The sequence below is a fragment of the Aurantimonas sp. E1-2-R+4 genome (genome assembly GCF_036549515.1).
Lineage (GTDB): Bacteria > Pseudomonadota > Alphaproteobacteria > Rhizobiales > Rhizobiaceae > Aurantimonas > Aurantimonas coralicida_A.
On the sequence record NZ_JAZHLK010000028.1, the window covers coordinates 1 to 15,535 of the forward strand.

Here is a 15,535-nt window from a genome sequence, read left to right on the forward strand (position 1 = left end):
TCATCCCCGCCCTCGGCCAAAGGCACGAAGGCTATCACTGGCGGAGTTTTGCTCCGGCCAACAGCCAGATATCCGGCCGCTTCAGTGGTGGATTTTTGCACCGGCGCTCTCAAGCTTGGCCCAGATCAGATGGTGGTCGTTGAATTCGAGCCCGCCAGTCAGAGCGATCTTTGGACCTGTGGGCAGATGCACTTCGGTATCGGCGCGCTTCTTTGCGGCGAGGAAGTCGCGGCTGTCGATCATCGCAGATGTGAGATTGCGATGGTTGACCCGTGATCCGGATCGCGGTGACCAAGGCGACCCAGTCAGACGGAGATAGTGATCGGCAGCGTTGTCGCGAAAGACTTCCATGCAGTTGCGGCGTTCGAGAAAGGACTGGCCGACGGCGATCAAATGTTCGAGCTGGACGGCCTTGACCTCGGTGCCATCCTGTTCACGCTGGCCGCGTTTTTGCGCCTGCTCGTTATCGTCGAGCTTGCGCTCAATCCGGTCGGTGGCGCGGTGGAACATGTTGACCGCCGACCAGAGCAGCTCGTCGAGGTCGTTATTGAGGCTGGTATCCGCCATCGTCGCGACGAGGGCGTCGAAGATGTCGGCGACGGCGCCTTCGATACGGTGATCTTCCGGCACCTCTCGCGGATCGGGGTCGTTTTCGGAATGTCGGTAGCCGTGCAGTTGCAGTTCGGTGCAGATCGTGTCGGTGGGCGATGCGCTGTGGTGCGGCTCGTCAGCGGTGTCGTCGGGATCGGTGAACATGGGATGCTCCTTCGTCGAATCGACCGCGACCGCCGCGGCCTTCATGGCGACGCAAGACGGCGGGCGGGGCGGACCTGCACCCGGAGCGAAGCGAAGGGCCAAAGCGCAGCGAAGGATGGCTGCGACCGGTTCTTTTGTTTCGCGATGGAAAGGCGGCTTAGCCGCCGCCGGAAAAGAACCGCGCGCAGCCATTGCCGGTCCGCGCCGTTTGCCGTTCTGTCGCCCTCTGAGAAGGCCGAGGTCGCGCGTCTCTCCGATGCAGAGGGATATCCCGGACCGGTCGCGGCACGGGACGATCAATTGCGCACCGCCTCCCTCCCTGCCGATTCTGCTCCAGCCATGAAGCGGTCGACATCGTCCGATGCGATCTGGACCCGCATCGCGCTTCGAAGCGCATCGATGCCAAGCAGGCGCAGATCCTCGTTGAAGTCCCCGAGCCGTGGCGACAGAGTGATGGCCTCGATCCCAGCCTCGTGCGCCCGGTCGACCAATGTCTCCATTGCGCCATTTCCAGCCGGGTCGTTGTCACGGGCGATGTAGAGACGGCGCAAGGTTGCCGGGAACAGGATGGCCGCGAGATGGGCAGCAGAGAGTGCAGCCACCGTCGGCATTTCGGGCAAGACCATCCTTAGCGACAACATGGTTTCGATGCCTTCGCCCGTCGCCATGACATCCTGTGCCACCCCAAACCGGACGGCATGGCCGAGCAGATTGCCCATCGCGCGGCGCGGGGTGTCGATGGGGGCCTTGCCGAGATTAGCCTCGGAGAAGCCGTCCGGATTGAGCCACGTCCGATGCGCGCCGGTGATTGTGCTATCGAAGTCGGTGACGGCAGCGACAAGTGCAGGCCATGTCTCGGTCTCAGAATAGCGGTCGGGCAGGTAGTAACAGCGTGGATGGAACCGCAGGTTTGCGGTTTCGTGCAAATCCGTAATGCCGCGATTGCGCAGATACGTTTCTGCGAGTGTACCGGAAATCGGCTGTGCCATGGAAAACAGCCGTCGGACTGCTTCGGGCGACCCGGTGGGGGCCGATGCGGGTCGCGGTTTAGGGTCGGTCTGCGGTTCAGGTTGGGGCAGGTTGAGGAACCGCCGAGCTTCTTTGGCAACGTCCGCAAAATCGACCAGCCCGCAACGCTCGCGGATGATGTCCAGCAAGTCGCCATGTTCGGCGGTGGCCGCATCGGTCCATTTGCCCGCCGCGCCCTTGCCGCTGTCCGATCCTTTGAGGCGGACGAACATCGACCGGCCGGGTGTGTTTCTGACGTCGCCGATCATCCAGTAGCGGCCTTCACGGTGACCGTTCGGGAGATATTGCCGGCAGACCGCCTCGGCATTGCGGGCAAGGCGGCGGGCCAGCTCTGCTGCGTCGCGGGCCATCACACTGCCTCCCGCTCGGCGATGCGCTCGACGGGATAGCGTTCAAGCAGCTTTGCCAGGATTGCGGGACCATGATCGTCGGTCGGCACGAACAGGCGCAGCTTCCAGGAGATGATCTCGGCGAACAGCCCATCGGCTTTCAGGCGCTCGCGCATCGCGTCGGTGAAGCCCGACAGCTCGATGCGATAGGCCCCCATGATGCGGACCTGCCGCAGTTGCAGGCGTTCGGCCAGTTCGAGGATCGTCCGGCCCTCGGTCAATGCCGCGAAAGCGTCATCGGTTGTCAGGGACATCGCACCCGTCGCCGAGGCCGTTGCCGCCCAGGCCGCCGGCACGCGGCGACCGATGATCCGCTCGCCGTCATCGGTCTGGAGCCGGTAGACCCGCGTCGAGTCCGTCGGCAGACGCTTCCAGATCGGGAGCAATAGCCCGGAAACGATATGGATCGTCGTATAGGTGAATTTCGGAACATCCGTCAGTTCGGTCCGCCATGACCGCGCGAAACCTTTCCGGTCGGTCTCTTCCCAATGGGTTTGCGCCATCTCCGCCCGTGCCACGGCCATACGCTCCATCGGACGGATCAACCGCACCCGGGGCTCGATGCTGCCATCGTCACGCATGAGGCTGGTCGTCGGCACCTGCACGGCGGCGCGGTGCGAACGGGTGTTGACGAGCAGGACCGCACGCGGATCGGCGAGATGATCGAGCGCTTCATCGAGCGTCACGGGCCGGTTGCGCTCGCGCCGCGCGAGCGTCAGCAGGGCGGTCTCGGCCGACGTGCCCGCATGGGCGTGGATGACCTGACGGTCGGTGACGGTGAAGCTTTCGGCGGTCAGCGTTTCGAGGCCGATGTCATAGATACCGGCCGCGATAGCGCCTTCGATTCGGGCGGCGAGCAACTCTTCGAAGGCGGAGAACAGGACGTTCTGCACGGCGATGGTGAGCGCCAGCAGCCGATTGAGGAAGGTGGTGATCGGCGGCAGATCGTCCTTGATGCCGTTGGCATCCATCAACGCCAGCCCCGTCGAATCCTCGAAGGTCTGCAGCGAGCAGCCCTCGATCTTGCCGCCGACCAGAAGCAGATAAAGCTGGCGCAACGCGTCGCGGGCATAATGACCTTCGAGATTGTCCTCGGCGCGGAACAGGCCCTGACCGCCGGTCTGGCGCTGGCCCTTGGTGATCGCCCCAAGCGTGTCGAGCCGCCGTGCGATGGTGGAGAGGAAACGTTTTTCCGCCTTCACGTCGGTGGCAATTGGCCGGAACAGCGGCGGTTGCTGTTGGTTGGTCCGGTTGGTCCGTCCCAACCCCTGGATGGCGGTGTCGGCCTTCCACCCGGCTTCGAGCAGATAATGGACCCGCAGCCGCCGGTTCCTCGCGCCGAGATCGGCGTGATAGGACCGGCCCGTACCGCCCGCATCTGAGAACACGAGGACGCGCTTGTGGTCGTCCATGAAAGCCTGCGCCTCGGCCAGATTGGCCGATGCGGCGCGGGTCTCGACCGCGAGTCGGTCGATGCCGTTGCCGCCCGACTTGCGTACGATCCGCCGCGAGCGGCCCGTCACCTCGGCCACTGTGTCGGTGCCAAAATGCTGGACGATCTGGTCGAGCGCACCATGCACGGGCGGCAGCGAGGCAAGCCGCTCGATCAGCCGGTCACGGCGCGCGACGGCCTCGCGGCTTTCCACGGGTTGACCGTCGCGGGTGACCGGACGCGACGAGAGATTGCCCTCGCTGTCGGTGAACGGCTCGTAGAGCTGCACAGGGAAGGAGTGGGCGAGATAGTCGAGCACATATTCACGCGGCGTGATGTCGACCTGCACGTCGCCCCAGTCCTCGGTGGGAATTTCCGCGAGACGCCTTTCCATCAGCGCTTCACCGGTGGAGACGATCTGAATCACAGCGGCGTGGCCGCCCTCAAGATCGCGCTCGATCGAACGGATCAGCGACGGCGTCTTCATGCTGGTGATCAGATGCGAGAAGAAGCGCTGTTTGGCCCCTTCGAAGGCTGAACGCGCGGCGGCCTTGGCCTGGGCGTTGAGCGTTCCGGTCGAGCCGGTGATGTTGGCCGCCCGCATCGCCGCGTCGAGATTGTTGTGAATGATCGCGAACGCCCCGGCATAGGCGTCGTAGATGCGGATTTGCTCCGGCGTCAGCGCATGTTCGAGCAGCTCGTATTCGACACCGTCATAGGAGAGCGAGCGTGCCGCATAGAGGCCGAGGGCCTTCAGATCGCGGGCAAGCACTTCCATCGCCGCGACGCCACCGGCTTCGATCGCCTCGACGAATTCCGCGCGGCTGGCGAAGGGGAAGTCCTCGCCGCCCCAGAGGCCGAGCCGCTGGGCATAGGCGAGATTGTGGACCGTGGTGGCGCCGGTCGCCGAGACATAGACCACGCGCGCATCCGGGAGCGCGTGCTGCAAGCGCAGTCCGGCACGGCCCTGCTGCGAGGCCGCCTGGTCACCGCGTTCGGATTTGCCCCCTGCGGCATTCTGCATGGCGTGGCTCTCGTCGAATATGATTACTCCCTCGAAGTCGGAGCCCAACCAGTCGACGATCTGCTGGACGCGCGAAACCTTTTCCTCACGTGTGTCGGAGCGTAGCGTGGCATAGGTGGTGAACAGGATGCCTTCACCCAGACGGATGTCGGTGCCCTGGCGGAACCGTGAGAGCGGGGTGACCAGCAACCGCTCCATGCCAAGCGCCGACCAGTCGCGCTGTGCATCCTCGATCAGCTTGTCGGATTTGGAGACCCAGACCGCGCGGCGGCGGCCCTTCAGCCAGTTGTCGAGCAGGATGCCCGCGACCTGACGGCCTTTGCCCGCGCCGGTGCCGTCGCCGAGAAACCAGCCGCGCCGGAAACGAACGGCGTCCACCACATCGTCCGGAGCAGCCGCGACAAGATCGCAGGTCTCATCGACCGTCCACGAACCCGCGAGATGGTCGCCATGGGCTTCGCCGGCATAGATGACGGATTCGAGCTGCGCATCGGACAGGTCGCCTTCGGTAACGATGCGGCGGGGCAGATGCGGGCGGTAGCTCGGGGTGGGCGGCGCGACCGAGGCCATGGCCGAGGATTGGACGAGCTTGGTTGGATGCGCCTGAGACCCGGAAATACGGATCGACTGCAATCCGTAATCCTCATACAGCGCCTCGGTGATCTGCCCGTCGTTGGCGGGCGTCCAGTCGGCCGTGTCATAGGCGAGTTCCTCGCCCTCGGGCGCAGTGAGCGTCGGAGCCGCTCCCGAAGGACGGGTGGCTCGAAGTGCCGCGCTCGGCATCCATATTGCGGGGGCGGACGATGCGACCGGCAAGCGCGGCGGCACATGCTCGGTCGCCCACCGTAACAGCGTGACCACGTCGGGTGCGATACCGGGAGACGCCGGAAAACAGCCGGGATCGTCGGCCGGGCACTTGTCGATCACGGTCAGACGTGTGTCGATGGTGGTCCCATGCCGCGCGTAGGCCGCGCCATCAATCGCGGCGCTGAACACGACGCGTCCGCGCTCCTGCAGCGTCACGAAAGCATCGCGCCATTTCGGTGCATCGGGCGCAAAACCCGCGCCAGTGATCGCCACCAGACGCCCGCCATCGACAAGGCGCGCCAGCGCCGAGGCGATGTGGCGGTAGGTCGTGTCGGCCATACGGCCGGACACATGCGCCGTCGCCGAAAAGGGTGGGTTCATCAGGATAACGGAAGGGCGGATCGCGGGATCGAGGTGATCGTCGATCTGCGCTGCGTCGAAGCGGGTGACGGAATGATCTGGAAAAAGCTGGGACAGCAGCGTGGCGCGGGTGTCGGCCAGTTCGTTCAGGACGAGCGACCCGCCGGAAAGCACGGCAAGGATGGCGAGAAGACCGGTGCCCGCCGAGGGTTCCAGAACCAGATCGTCCGGCGCGATCGCTGCGGCGGTGCTGGCGGCAAAGCCGAGACCGATCGGCGTCGAGAATTGCTGCAGGGCCTGGCTCTCTTCGGAGCGGCGCGTGTGGGTGGGAAGGAGGCCCGCAATCCTGTCGAGCAAAGCGAGCAGTTGGACCGAAGACGCGGTTTTGCGCTTCAGTGCCTTTGCGTATTTGCGCAGAAACAGAATGGTCGCCGCCTCGCAGGCGTCATAACCGGCCTTCCAATCCCAGGCGCCGGACGTATCGGACGCGCCGAAAGCGGATTCCATGGCCGATCGCAGCATGGCGGCGTCGATCCGCGCGCCGCGTTCGAGATGGGGAAGAAGGAGGCCAGCGGCTTGCGCGATTGCGTCGGCCGGATTTGGGACGTCGGATGAGGATGCAGCGGGTGCCGCGAGCACAGATGGTGATGTCATGGGACAGGCTTTCAGGAGAGCGGGAACGGGACGAACCGGCGGGCACTCTCTCTTCCCCGCATCGGCTCGAACCCGTCCCAGCCTTCCTCTCCCTCTCACGTCCCGTCCGAATCCTCACCGGACGGGTCCGGCGGCAGATACGCGTCAAAGGGGTTGCCGTCGGCCAGATGGCCGAACGGCGTGAACACATAGTCGTCACCGTCGCGGCCGACCGCGCAGAGGACGTAGCGGGGTGCTCCGCTCGCCGCGTCCGCGCATTCAGGGCGAGATTGCCGTCTCCCGCCGCTCGCAGAAGTGTCTCGAAATTGCTGCGAGCATGGTCGGGGATGCTCATGGCGCGCCTCCATCGTCATCCGCTATGGTGTCCGCGAGCCAACCATGGGTGTCGATCCAGCCGACGGTCTCACCGGTGGCAAGGTCCATCACATGCGCGCCGCCCCCGAAGACGTCGATACGCGGGCGGGAACAGCTGTTGGCGTATTGGAAGCACCAGCGGCCCGTAAGCCCGAATTCCTTCGCGCAAATCCGCACGAAGGTGATCAGAGATTCCTGATCGCCGGTGACGTCATCGCGCATCCAGGGTCGGGTGCCACCATGTTCGGGTTCGATCGACAGCGCGAAACCGTCCGAGGGCGGGTCTTCCGATACGCCGTCCACGGAGAGCTGGGTGTAGAGATCGAGGGCACGCACGGCGTTCGCGGGTGTGCCCACGTCGAGCAGGCAGGAGAAGTGCGTGTAATAGTCTGCCATGTGAGGCTCCTGAAACGAAAAGAGCCCGGCTGTCTGCCGGGCTCGGTGGATGGGAAATGGGAGGTCCGGGGCAGCCAATGCCGCCCCGGTGTCGGGTTATTCGGCCGCGACCAGATGATCGCTTTCGGCCTCATCAGCGTCGTCTGCCGCGTCCTCGTCATCGGCGAGGAATTCCGGCAGCGCTTCGCCCTCATCGTCACCCGCCTCGTCGGACGGGTCGTCGATGTCGGTCAGTCGCAGCGGCTCGGGCAGCCAGTCATTGTCGGCCAGGAGCCGTTCCGCCTCCTTGGCCATGTCGCCCTTCTTCAGATGATCGATGAGCTGGGCGGCCTGTTCGCCGACACCCTCCCGCACCGCCTCGACTATGCGTGCCTTGGTGACGCGGCCGAGATAATTGGCGGCCGTCGGTTTCCAGCCCGCCTCGATCATGTCGAGCTTGACGGCCTTGGCGAGACGGTTTGCCTGACCGAGACGGCGTTCGAGACCGGCCTTCGACAGTCCTGCGCCGTAGCGATCGACCTTCTCGTAGAGGGCGTTGACGCCATAGCTGACGCAATGGGCGAGCAGCGCCATGCGGCTGGCGTCATCGAGCGCGTCGAGCCAGTCCCACAGCGCCTGGTCGTCCTGCGGGATGTCGGTCTTCCACGCCTCCTGCCGCTCGTTCACCGACTTCGCGGACAGGCTGTCCTTCAGGTCGGCGGACTGGGCGGGGAAGAAGACATGGTGGACCGAGGCTTCGAGGCATCCGGACGAAGCGGCGTATCGCCCGAATGTATCGGTCACCAGCTTATGCAGCAGCGCGGTCATGGCGATGTGCGGATTGCCCGCCACCGCATCGCGCAAAGCGAGCGTCCGGTGCGCGGTCAACTCCATGACCAACCGGTCCGGCAGCGGCTTGATGCCGTCATCCTCTTCGTCCTCCGGGGCCGCTTGTTGACCGGCAACGGAGATGGTGGCACCCGTCGATGCGTCGGACCCGTCCATGCCAGCAGTCGCGCCTTCACCATCCTCCGGTGCCTCGTCCTCGGGGCGGACGTAGCCGCGGTCGATGGACAGCGAGCCGTTGCCGCCGATGCTGACAAATACCCCGGCACGGGCGATCTCGTCGGGATCGTAGATGAACGGTCGCGACTCGAAGGTGGCCAGCGCCGTTTCGATCTCGCCGAGCCGTTCGTCGATCTCCTCGGGCAGTTCCTCGGCTTTCGCATGATCGGCTTCGAGCTCGGCATATTCGGCCTCCAAGCTCACGATCATCGCCTGTTCCTCGTCGGTCAGATCGACCGGCGTGCCGTCGATCCGGCGCAGGCCGTAGGCGGCGTCATAGGGCATGTTGACGGCGACCTCGATCCACTTCCAACCCTCTTCGGCGATCTCTGCGGCCATGGCCTTGAGTTTCTCGGTGGCGAGCCGGTCGAGCAAAGCCGCATCCTGCAGCCAGCCGCCATCGTCTGACTGGAACAGGTCTCGCAAGATCGTACCGCCAGCCTCCTCATAGGCCGCGAGCCCGACGAAAACGGCGCGCTTGTCGGATGCCCGTACAGTGGTTTCGGTGAGCAAGCGCCGGATCTGGTAGGGATCCTTGGACCAGGAGGAATCGAGTGCCTCCCAGACCTGTTCCTGCCGGTCGTGATCGGGATTGATGGTGAACGTCATCACCTGATCGAGGGACATCTCGTCGGTTTCATAGAGGTCGAGCAGCTTCGGCGAGACGGCGGCGAGCCGCAGCCGCTGCTTGACGACGTTGACCGGGACGAAGAAGGCGGCAGCGATCTCCTCCTCGGACTGACCCTTCTCGCGCAGGGTCCGGAAGGCGCGGAACTGGTCGAGCGGATGCAGCGCCTCGCGCTGCGTGTTCTCGGCGAGCGAGTCGTCTTCGGCGAGGATGCCGTTGCCCGCCTCACGCACGACGCAGGGCACGGGTGCCGTCTTGTTCAGACGCTTCGCCTTGACCAGATGTTCGAGCGCCCGGTAGCGGCGGCCGCCGGCCGGAATCTCGAACATGCCGGTCTCGTTGCCGTCCTCGTCAACGACGGGACGGACGTGGAGGCTCTGCAGGAGACCGCGTCGGGCGATATCCTCGGCGAACTCCTCGATCGAGACGCCGCTCTTGATGCGGCGGACGTTGGACTGGCTCAGCACCAGCTTGTTGAAGGGGATGTCGCGCGAGGACGACAGGGTGAGTTTCTTGAAAGACATGATCGGTTCTCCGTGATGGGGCGACGACGGATGCCCAGGATGGGCAGAAGAAGCCCCGGTGGGGCTTCTTCACGGAGGAATGGGAGCCTCTCTCTTGCCTCCAACCCGTCACGAAAACCCCTTCACTCCTCTCCCTCTCTTCCGGAGCCGCCGCGGAACCGGAAAGGCGTGATTCCGGCTTTACGCTTCCGCGTAAGCCGGGTCGGCCACATCCCGATCCCGCGCGGCCGCCACCGTCTCGCGTTCCGGCAGAAATCCGAGCAGCCAGTCCGCCGCCTTGCTCGCTTTGGAGGCGGCGCGGACGATGGCGCGGTTGTCCTCCTTCAGGACTTCCAGCCATGAGCCGATGTAGTCGGCGTGCCGCACCGTCGGCACGATGCCGAGCGAAGCGCAGCAGAAAGCCGCGTTCATTTCGGCGATCAGCTCCTCGAAGGCGTACTTCTTGGAGCCGAACGAGCCGGACATGTCGCGGTCGAGCCGGGAAGAATGACCTGAAGCATGCCCGAGCTCATGGAGTGCCGTTCGGTGCCAGTTTATGGGCTCGAAATAGGCCTGCGGCGGCGGCACCTGCACATAGTCGTGCGCGTGCGCGTAGAAGGCCCGGTTGCCGCCGATGCGGAAGTCGATCCCCGTCGCCGCGATCAGCGCATCGACGCGCGGTTCCATCAGACCGACCGGCGCCGGCGGCGCGGCGGTCGCGACGTCTTCGGGCAGGTTCTCGCACTGGTCGGTGTTGAAGACGGTGAAGCGCTTGAGGAACGGGATCGCCTGGGCGTTCTCGCCGGTCTCGCGCACACGGCGCTTCTCGTCCTCCGGCACGAAGCGGTCGGCATAGACGACGGTGGTGCCGCGTTCGCCTTTGCGGACATTGCCGTCGAGCGACAGCGCCTGGCGAAAGGTCAGCCAGCTCTGACCGGGGAAGCCATGCTCGATGACGGCGCCCCAGAGGATCAATACGTTGATGCCGGAATAGCTCCGGCCGGTCGCGGCATTGTTCGGCATGGCGAGCGGTGCCTTGGCGGCCGCCGTCGCCCAGGGCTGGACCCAGGGCACGCGGCCCGCCTCCAGCTCGCCGATGATTTTCGTGGTGATTTCGTCATAGAGGTTGGTCCGATCGCGCTTAGCGCCGGCGTTGCGCTTGTTTCTGGGCATCGCGGTTCTCCGCGACGGGCGCCGAGGGCCTCTCCTCCGGCTTTCAACCCGTCACGGCAAACCCGTCCGCACTCTCACTCTCATTCGGGCCGCATCCGCAAAACCAGAAAGCTGGGTTTGCGGGCAAATGGCGGTACGGATTCCGTGTCGGGCGGAGCGGGGAGGGGGGAGAATTGAGTGAGCTGTGGTCAGGAGTGCTGGGTGCGTGGGTCGAATAGACGTTCAACCTTGAAAAGTCCGGCCATTGGCCGTACGTTGGGTGTATAGGAGATATCAAGATGGTTGAGTCCGTAATGAAACCAACTCGGGGTCGGGTCCGTGGGGAGCGTCTTGAGACGCGTGTGACGGCCGACCAGAAGAGCCTGATAGAGCATGCTGCCGCGCTGCATGGCCGCACGGTGACGGACTTTGTGTTGACGAGCGTTGAGGAGGCCGCCCGCCGCGCGATCAAGGAGCATCAGCGCCTAGATCTGTCGCTTCGTGACAGCCAGGCTTTCGTGCAGGCGCTGATGAACCCGCAGCCGGTGAACGACCGTCTGCGAGATACCGTGCGCCGCTATCGCCAGAGAACCGGTGTCTGACGCGTGGATGGCGATTCCGAGGAAATATGGCGAGTCGAGGTGCTCGGACCTCAGCATGACCGATCTCGGTTCGACAGCGGGGTAGAGACGCTCGATCGATATTTTCGGACGCAGGCCGGTCAGGATGTCAGAAAGCATATAGCGGCGTGTTTTGTGTTGGTGCTGCCCGACAAGGCGATCGGCGGATACTACACGCTATCATCCACTGCGGTGAACCTCACGGAACTGCCAGCGGAGCTTGTGCGCAAGTTGCCGCGATACCCGCTGGTTCCGGCGACGCTTATCGGTCGTCTCGCGGTTGACCGACGCCAGCAGGGAAAAGGCTATGGCCGCTTTCTCCTTGCCGATGCCCTCTATCGCGCAGCGCGGAGCGAAATCGCCTCTTTCGCGGTCATCGTTGATGCCAAAGACGAGAACGCCCGAAGGTTTTACGAGCGGGAGAGTTTTTTGCCACTTCGGGATCAGCCCATGACGCTGTTTCGGCCTATGGCCGATATTGAAGCACTGTTCAAATAGGAGTGGGCGATGGCAAAGGCTGGCGGAGTGCATCCACAGAAAGTCCCGTTTTTTCCGACGGCGGTCGAGCGAAGCCCGTTGCACGAGCAGATTGGATCGAGAGCGGCGCTGATAAGTATTTTTCCAACCTCGAATGTCTGATCGAGTTGCTTTTCAGCCTTTGCTTTTTTGTGTCAACGACGGAGCAAATCCAGGCCAGAGAGGCCGAGTAAAACCACGCCAACGGCGATGGCAGACACGACGCACGAAGGGGTCCGATCGGACCCCTTCGTGCGTCGGCGATCGGGTTTGGGGATCAGGTCGTTGAGATTTCGGCGGTTTCCCGATCGACGGCGTCGCGTGCGATGACGGCGACGTCGCGATCGTTGCCCGTGCGATCCGCCTGTCTGCCTGTCGCTCGGGCGCCGTCCTGGTGACTTTGCGAACCCTGAGGCGAACCGGTTCGCTGGCGGTCCGGCGCGACGCCCTGTCCGGTCGCGCGACTGTCGATCACGCCATTGCGGACCCGCCGGCCGAATGGAATCGCCATCGGCTGGCGCCCTGGCCGGAATACTGGCGCAAACCGGCGGTGGAGACGCCTGCGACCGCCGTCCGGCGGCAAGACGAGGCGGTCGAGGCGGTTAAAGGCGCAGCGAGCGGCAAGCCGACCAACCCGGAGGCTGGTCTTTCGGAAGATCCAGAGGCCCATACGGCAGGCAACCAGAACTAAATCGGCTGCTTCAGATACGGGGAATCAATAGCTGGGTCTGGCGGAGAGGACGGCATTCCTCCCCGATTCCCCTAAGTCGCTGACGGATCGCCGAAAAAAACCCGAGTATCCAGCACTGCAGTGACAGCATGGTGTAACGGTCGATGATGGCGTGGGGCCGGAGCGAACTCAGGGATCGAGAACGCGCCGGGCACTATACTGCATCGCCTACCTTGAGTTTTCGACAATCAAGTCAGTCTGTGACGCCGTGCAAGCGGACCTCAAGCGCGATAAAATTGGCATACAACTCTGCCGCGCGGGTCTGGGAATGCTGAATACATTCGCGCCTGTCTCACTCCCGGGCGGATGAAGAGCGGGTGGCGAGACCGATCATCTCTTGGGTGGTCAACGTCTGGCAATAGCCCGCAAAGGCGGCAAGCGCGTTGACGTGCCGCTCCTTGGAATGGGTGGCGCAGGCATCCGAGATGCAGATCGGATAGAAGCCGCGGTCGGCGGCATCCCGCACTGTGTGGTCGACGCATTGATCGGTGAGGAAGCCGGTGATCACCAGCGTGTCGATGCCGATATTGCGCAGGAGATACTCGATATTGGTCGAGTTGAAGACGCCGGAGGAGGTCTTCGGCAGGACGATATCGTCGTCGCCGGGCGCAAGAGCGCCGAGCACCTTGGCTTCCCACGAATCCTTGCCGATGAAGAATTGCGACAGCTTGTAGTCGAGGCTGCGGTCGCGGCCGTCCCGGGTCATGTTCTCCATCACCGTATACATGACCTCGGCGCCGACCTCCCGGAACGACGCGACGAGGCGCTGGAGATTGGGCATGACGGTCTGGCGCACGGTTGCGTCGAAGCCCGGCAGCGACTCCGCGACATTGTCGTTCCAGACGTAGTTCTGCGTGTCGATCAGGAGCAGGCAGGTTCGCTTCGGATTGAATGGGCGGTTGCGGATGAGGGAAGCATCTTCGGGGCGTTGCATGGACGGACCTCTGGGGCATGGGCTGGGGAATCAGGAGAAGTGTGTCGGCGGCTCCCAGATGGCTCTCGCCGCGAAAAGGCGCTCGAATACGCGTCCGAGCGCGAGCAGCCGGGCCTCGCTGCGCGGCGGCCCGATCAGCTGCAATCCGACCGGCATGCCAGCGGCATCGGACCCGATCGGCAGGGTCAGGGCGCAGAGGCCGAGAAAGCTAACGACACATGTGTTGCGCAGGGCGAGCATGTTGAGCCGCGCATAGGTCGCGTCGTCGGCCAGGTCGGCGATCGGCGGCGGCGTGATCGGCACCGTCGGCGCGACCAGCACGTCGACCTTGGCGAGCGCTTCGACCGCTGCGGCGCCGAGCGCGGCATAGCGGGCCTTGCGCTGCAGATACTCCGAGGCCGGCAGGGCGCTGCCGGCTTCCAGGCGGGCGCGCACGCGTGGATCGAGGGTCGGCAGCCATTCCGGCAGGTCGCATGTCAGGAAGCGGAACAGTTCCGGCGCGACGATGCCGCCCCGGTGATAGAGATCGAAGAGTTCGGCGCAGCCGGGCAGGGCTAACGGGCCGAGCGACGCGCCGGCGGCTTCGAGGGCTCCGATCGCCTCGTCGACCCGTTCTGCGACGCCCGGAGACGTTTGGTCGAAGAAGAAGGATTCGGCAATCCCGACACGGAGATTGGCCAGACTCTCGACGTCTGGCACGGTCTCGCCCTCCAGCGCCTCGAAAGCGAAGGCCGCGTCGTCGACGTTGCGGGTCAGGATGCCTGGCGTGTCGAGGCTCGGGCTGAGCGGTACGATGCCGTCCTGGGACCAGCGGCCCCATGTGGTCTTGAGCCCGACCGTGCCGGTGAAGCTCGCCGGGATGCGGACCGAACCGCCGGTGTCGCTACCGAAGGCGAGTAGCGCCGTTCCCTCGACCAGCGAGACACCGGCGCCGCTGCTCGACCCGCCGGGCGCCCGGTGCACCGTCCGGTCGCCCGGGTTCCATGGCACCGGCCAGTGCATGCTGGTACCGAGGCCGCCATAGGCGAATTCGACGGTATGGGTCTTGCCGGTGACGACGGCTAACTGCCCGTGCAGGCTCCGCACCACAGGGCCCTCGCGGCGCCATGCGGCCGGGAGTTCGCGCGGCGAGCCGGCGAAAATCGGCAGACCGGCAACGCCGTAGAGATCCTTGACCGAGGTCGGGATGCCCTGCAGGGCGCCGAGGTGGATGCCGGCGGAAAAGGCCGCGTCGGCCGCCTCGGCCTGCCGCCGGGCATAAGCCGGCGCCCAGCTTTTATAAGCATTGAGCGAGGGTTCGTGTCTGACCTGAGTCGCCTCGCAGAGCGCAACTGCCCGCAGCGACCCGTCCGCCAGCTGCCGGCTGATCTCGCGAAGGCTCTGTCCGTCGACCGTCCCGCTCATGCGCCCGGCCTCTTCGCGTCTCGCGTCTGGCCGCCCGGCAGGGCGGGTGCGCCGAGCGCCCGCCGCACCGCTGCCTGATCGGGCATCTCGTCGGTGGCGGCGATGCGTTGGAGAAACGGCTCCAGGGCGGTCGGCAAGGGGAAAACCTCGGCCAGCGCGAAGCCGGTGACAAGAAGATGTCGCGAAAACCGCTCCTTTACCGAGGCCGCGTCGTGGCGCTCGATGACGAGGTCGACCAGCGCCCGCGGCAGGACCAGGATACCGTCGCCATCGGCGAGGATCCAGTCGTCCGGCAGGACGGTTACGTCGCCAAGGCGGACCGGGCATTGGCTGGCCACCGGGATGAGCGTCGCATGGGCGGCCATAGGGGCGAGGCCGCGAGCGAACACCGGAAGCCCGGACTCGTCCAGGCCGGCGAGATCACGCGCTGCGCCGTCGACCACCGCACCGGCAGCACCTCGCGCCTTGGCGCGCGTTGCCAGCATGTCGCCGAGCAGCGCGCCCTGTTCCGCTCCACCGGCGGCAAGGACCAGCACCTCGCCCGGTTCCAGCGCGTCGATCTCGGTGAAATGCAGCGGCGGCGCCTTGCGCAGCCGCAATTCCGGACGGCCCGGCAGGAAGGCGATGGTGCGGGCCGGGCCAGCGAAGGCCGTTGTGCCGGACGTGATCGGGCGGAAGCCGGTGGCGCTGCGTTCGAACACATCGCAATCCTTCAGGAGATCGGCGGCGAGCGTCGTCGGAATGCGCTGCAGTTTTTCGGCGATGGCTCTGTGGTCGGTCATGCACTGTCCTCGGGCGACGAA

General features: G+C 65.0%; 12 protein-coding genes and 1 pseudogene. 3 read left to right on the top strand and 10 right to left on the bottom strand.

Annotated elements, in window-relative coordinates; all coding sequences use genetic code 11:
* Positions 1-81: 81 nt before the first annotated feature.
* From VQ045_RS13470 to VQ045_RS13500, 7 genes and pseudogenes are all read right to left on the bottom strand, one after another.
* Complete coding sequence (locus tag VQ045_RS13470) at positions 82-756, bottom strand: hypothetical protein (protein WP_331830465.1); 675 nt, start codon at positions 754-756, stop codon at positions 82-84.
* Positions 757-1,052: 296 nt separating this feature from the next.
* Entirely contained in the window at positions 1,053-2,135 is a 1,083-nt protein-coding gene (locus tag VQ045_RS13475; RefSeq protein WP_331830466.1) for a DUF7146 domain-containing protein, read from the bottom strand.
* On the bottom strand, positions 2,135-6,451 hold the full coding sequence (locus tag VQ045_RS13480) for a strawberry notch family protein (RefSeq protein WP_331830467.1): 4,317 nt from the start codon (positions 6,449-6,451) through the stop codon (positions 2,135-2,137). Before VQ045_RS13480 ends, VQ045_RS13475 begins: the two co-directional genes overlap by 1 nt.
* 95 nt (positions 6,452-6,546) lie before the next feature.
* Positions 6,547-6,785, bottom strand: a pseudogene (locus VQ045_RS13485) (DUF6117 family protein).
* Positions 6,782-7,201, bottom strand: coding sequence for a hypothetical protein (locus tag VQ045_RS13490; protein WP_331830468.1), 420 nt, complete (start codon positions 7,199-7,201; stop codon positions 6,782-6,784). Before VQ045_RS13490 ends, VQ045_RS13485 begins: the two are co-directional and overlap by 4 nt.
* Before the next feature lie 96 nt (positions 7,202-7,297).
* Positions 7,298-9,397, bottom strand: coding sequence for a ParB/RepB/Spo0J family partition protein (locus VQ045_RS13495; protein WP_331830469.1), 2,100 nt, complete (start codon positions 9,395-9,397; stop codon positions 7,298-7,300).
* A 180-nt stretch (positions 9,398-9,577) separates the two neighbouring features.
* Positions 9,578-10,549: an ArdC family protein gene (locus tag VQ045_RS13500; protein ID WP_331830470.1), complete on the bottom strand. Its 972-nt coding sequence runs from the start codon at positions 10,547-10,549 to the stop codon at positions 9,578-9,580.
* A gap of 278 nt (positions 10,550-10,827) precedes the next feature.
* On the opposite strand from VQ045_RS13500, the gene VQ045_RS13505 reads away from it, so the two are divergent.
* From VQ045_RS13505 to VQ045_RS13515, 3 genes are all read left to right on the top strand, one after another.
* Positions 10,828-11,130, top strand: a complete 303-nt coding sequence (locus VQ045_RS13505; RefSeq protein WP_327625810.1) for a type II toxin-antitoxin system TacA family antitoxin — start codon at positions 10,828-10,830, stop codon at positions 11,128-11,130.
* A gap of 3 nt (positions 11,131-11,133) precedes the next feature.
* The gene (locus tag VQ045_RS13510; protein WP_331830471.1) at positions 11,134-11,646 is read left to right on the top strand and encodes a GNAT family N-acetyltransferase; all 513 of its coding nucleotides are present in this window, start codon (positions 11,134-11,136) and stop codon (positions 11,644-11,646) included.
* 412 nt (positions 11,647-12,058) lie between these two features.
* The gene (locus VQ045_RS13515) at positions 12,059-12,355 is read left to right on the top strand and encodes a hypothetical protein (RefSeq protein WP_331830472.1); all 297 of its coding nucleotides are present in this window, start codon (positions 12,059-12,061) and stop codon (positions 12,353-12,355) included.
* A 331-nt stretch (positions 12,356-12,686) separates the two neighbouring features.
* Here the strand turns inward: VQ045_RS13515 and VQ045_RS13520 are convergent, their stop codons facing one another.
* From VQ045_RS13520 to VQ045_RS13530, 3 genes are read right to left on the bottom strand one after another with little or no spacing between them, the layout of a single operon-like run.
* Positions 12,687-13,328 carry a cysteine hydrolase family protein gene (locus VQ045_RS13520; RefSeq protein WP_331830473.1) on the bottom strand — a complete coding sequence of 214 codons (642 nt, stop codon included), beginning with the start codon at positions 13,326-13,328 and terminating at the stop codon, positions 12,687-12,689.
* A gap of 30 nt (positions 13,329-13,358) precedes the next feature.
* The gene (locus VQ045_RS13525) at positions 13,359-14,732 is read right to left on the bottom strand and encodes an amidase (protein WP_331830474.1); all 1,374 of its coding nucleotides are present in this window, start codon (positions 14,730-14,732) and stop codon (positions 13,359-13,361) included.
* A complete protein-coding gene (locus tag VQ045_RS13530; RefSeq protein WP_331830475.1) occupies positions 14,729-15,514 on the bottom strand; it encodes an RraA family protein in 786 nt (261 codons plus the stop codon). Before VQ045_RS13530 ends, VQ045_RS13525 begins: the two co-directional genes overlap by 4 nt.
* Positions 15,515-15,535 lie beyond the last annotated feature (21 nt).

Bases quoted from the DNA above. Each gene is read 5' to 3' on its own strand.
- VQ045_RS13470 (WP_331830465.1), bottom strand. From the start codon at position 756: ATGTTCACCGATCCCGACGACACCGCTGACGAGCCGCACCACAGCGCA.
- VQ045_RS13475 (WP_331830466.1), bottom strand. From the start codon at position 2,135: ATGGCCCGCGACGCAGCAGAGCTGGCCCGCCGCCTTGCCCGCAATGCC.
- VQ045_RS13520 (WP_331830473.1), bottom strand. From the start codon at position 13,328: ATGCAACGCCCCGAAGATGCTTCCCTCATCCGCAACCGCCCATTCAAT.
- VQ045_RS13530 (WP_331830475.1), bottom strand. From the start codon at position 15,514: ATGACCGACCACAGAGCCATCGCCGAAAAACTGCAGCGCATTCCGACG.
- VQ045_RS13495 (WP_331830469.1), bottom strand. From the start codon at position 9,397: ATGTCTTTCAAGAAACTCACCCTGTCGTCCTCGCGCGACATCCCCTTC.
- VQ045_RS13505 (WP_327625810.1), top strand. From the start codon at position 10,828: ATGGTTGAGTCCGTAATGAAACCAACTCGGGGTCGGGTCCGTGGGGAG.
- VQ045_RS13525 (WP_331830474.1), bottom strand. From the start codon at position 14,732: ATGAGCGGGACGGTCGACGGACAGAGCCTTCGCGAGATCAGCCGGCAG.
- VQ045_RS13480 (WP_331830467.1), bottom strand. From the start codon at position 6,451: ATGACATCACCATCTGTGCTCGCGGCACCCGCTGCATCCTCATCCGAC.
- VQ045_RS13500 (WP_331830470.1), bottom strand. From the start codon at position 10,549: ATGCCCAGAAACAAGCGCAACGCCGGCGCTAAGCGCGATCGGACCAAC.
- VQ045_RS13490 (WP_331830468.1), bottom strand. From the start codon at position 7,201: ATGGCAGACTATTACACGCACTTCTCCTGCCTGCTCGACGTGGGCACA.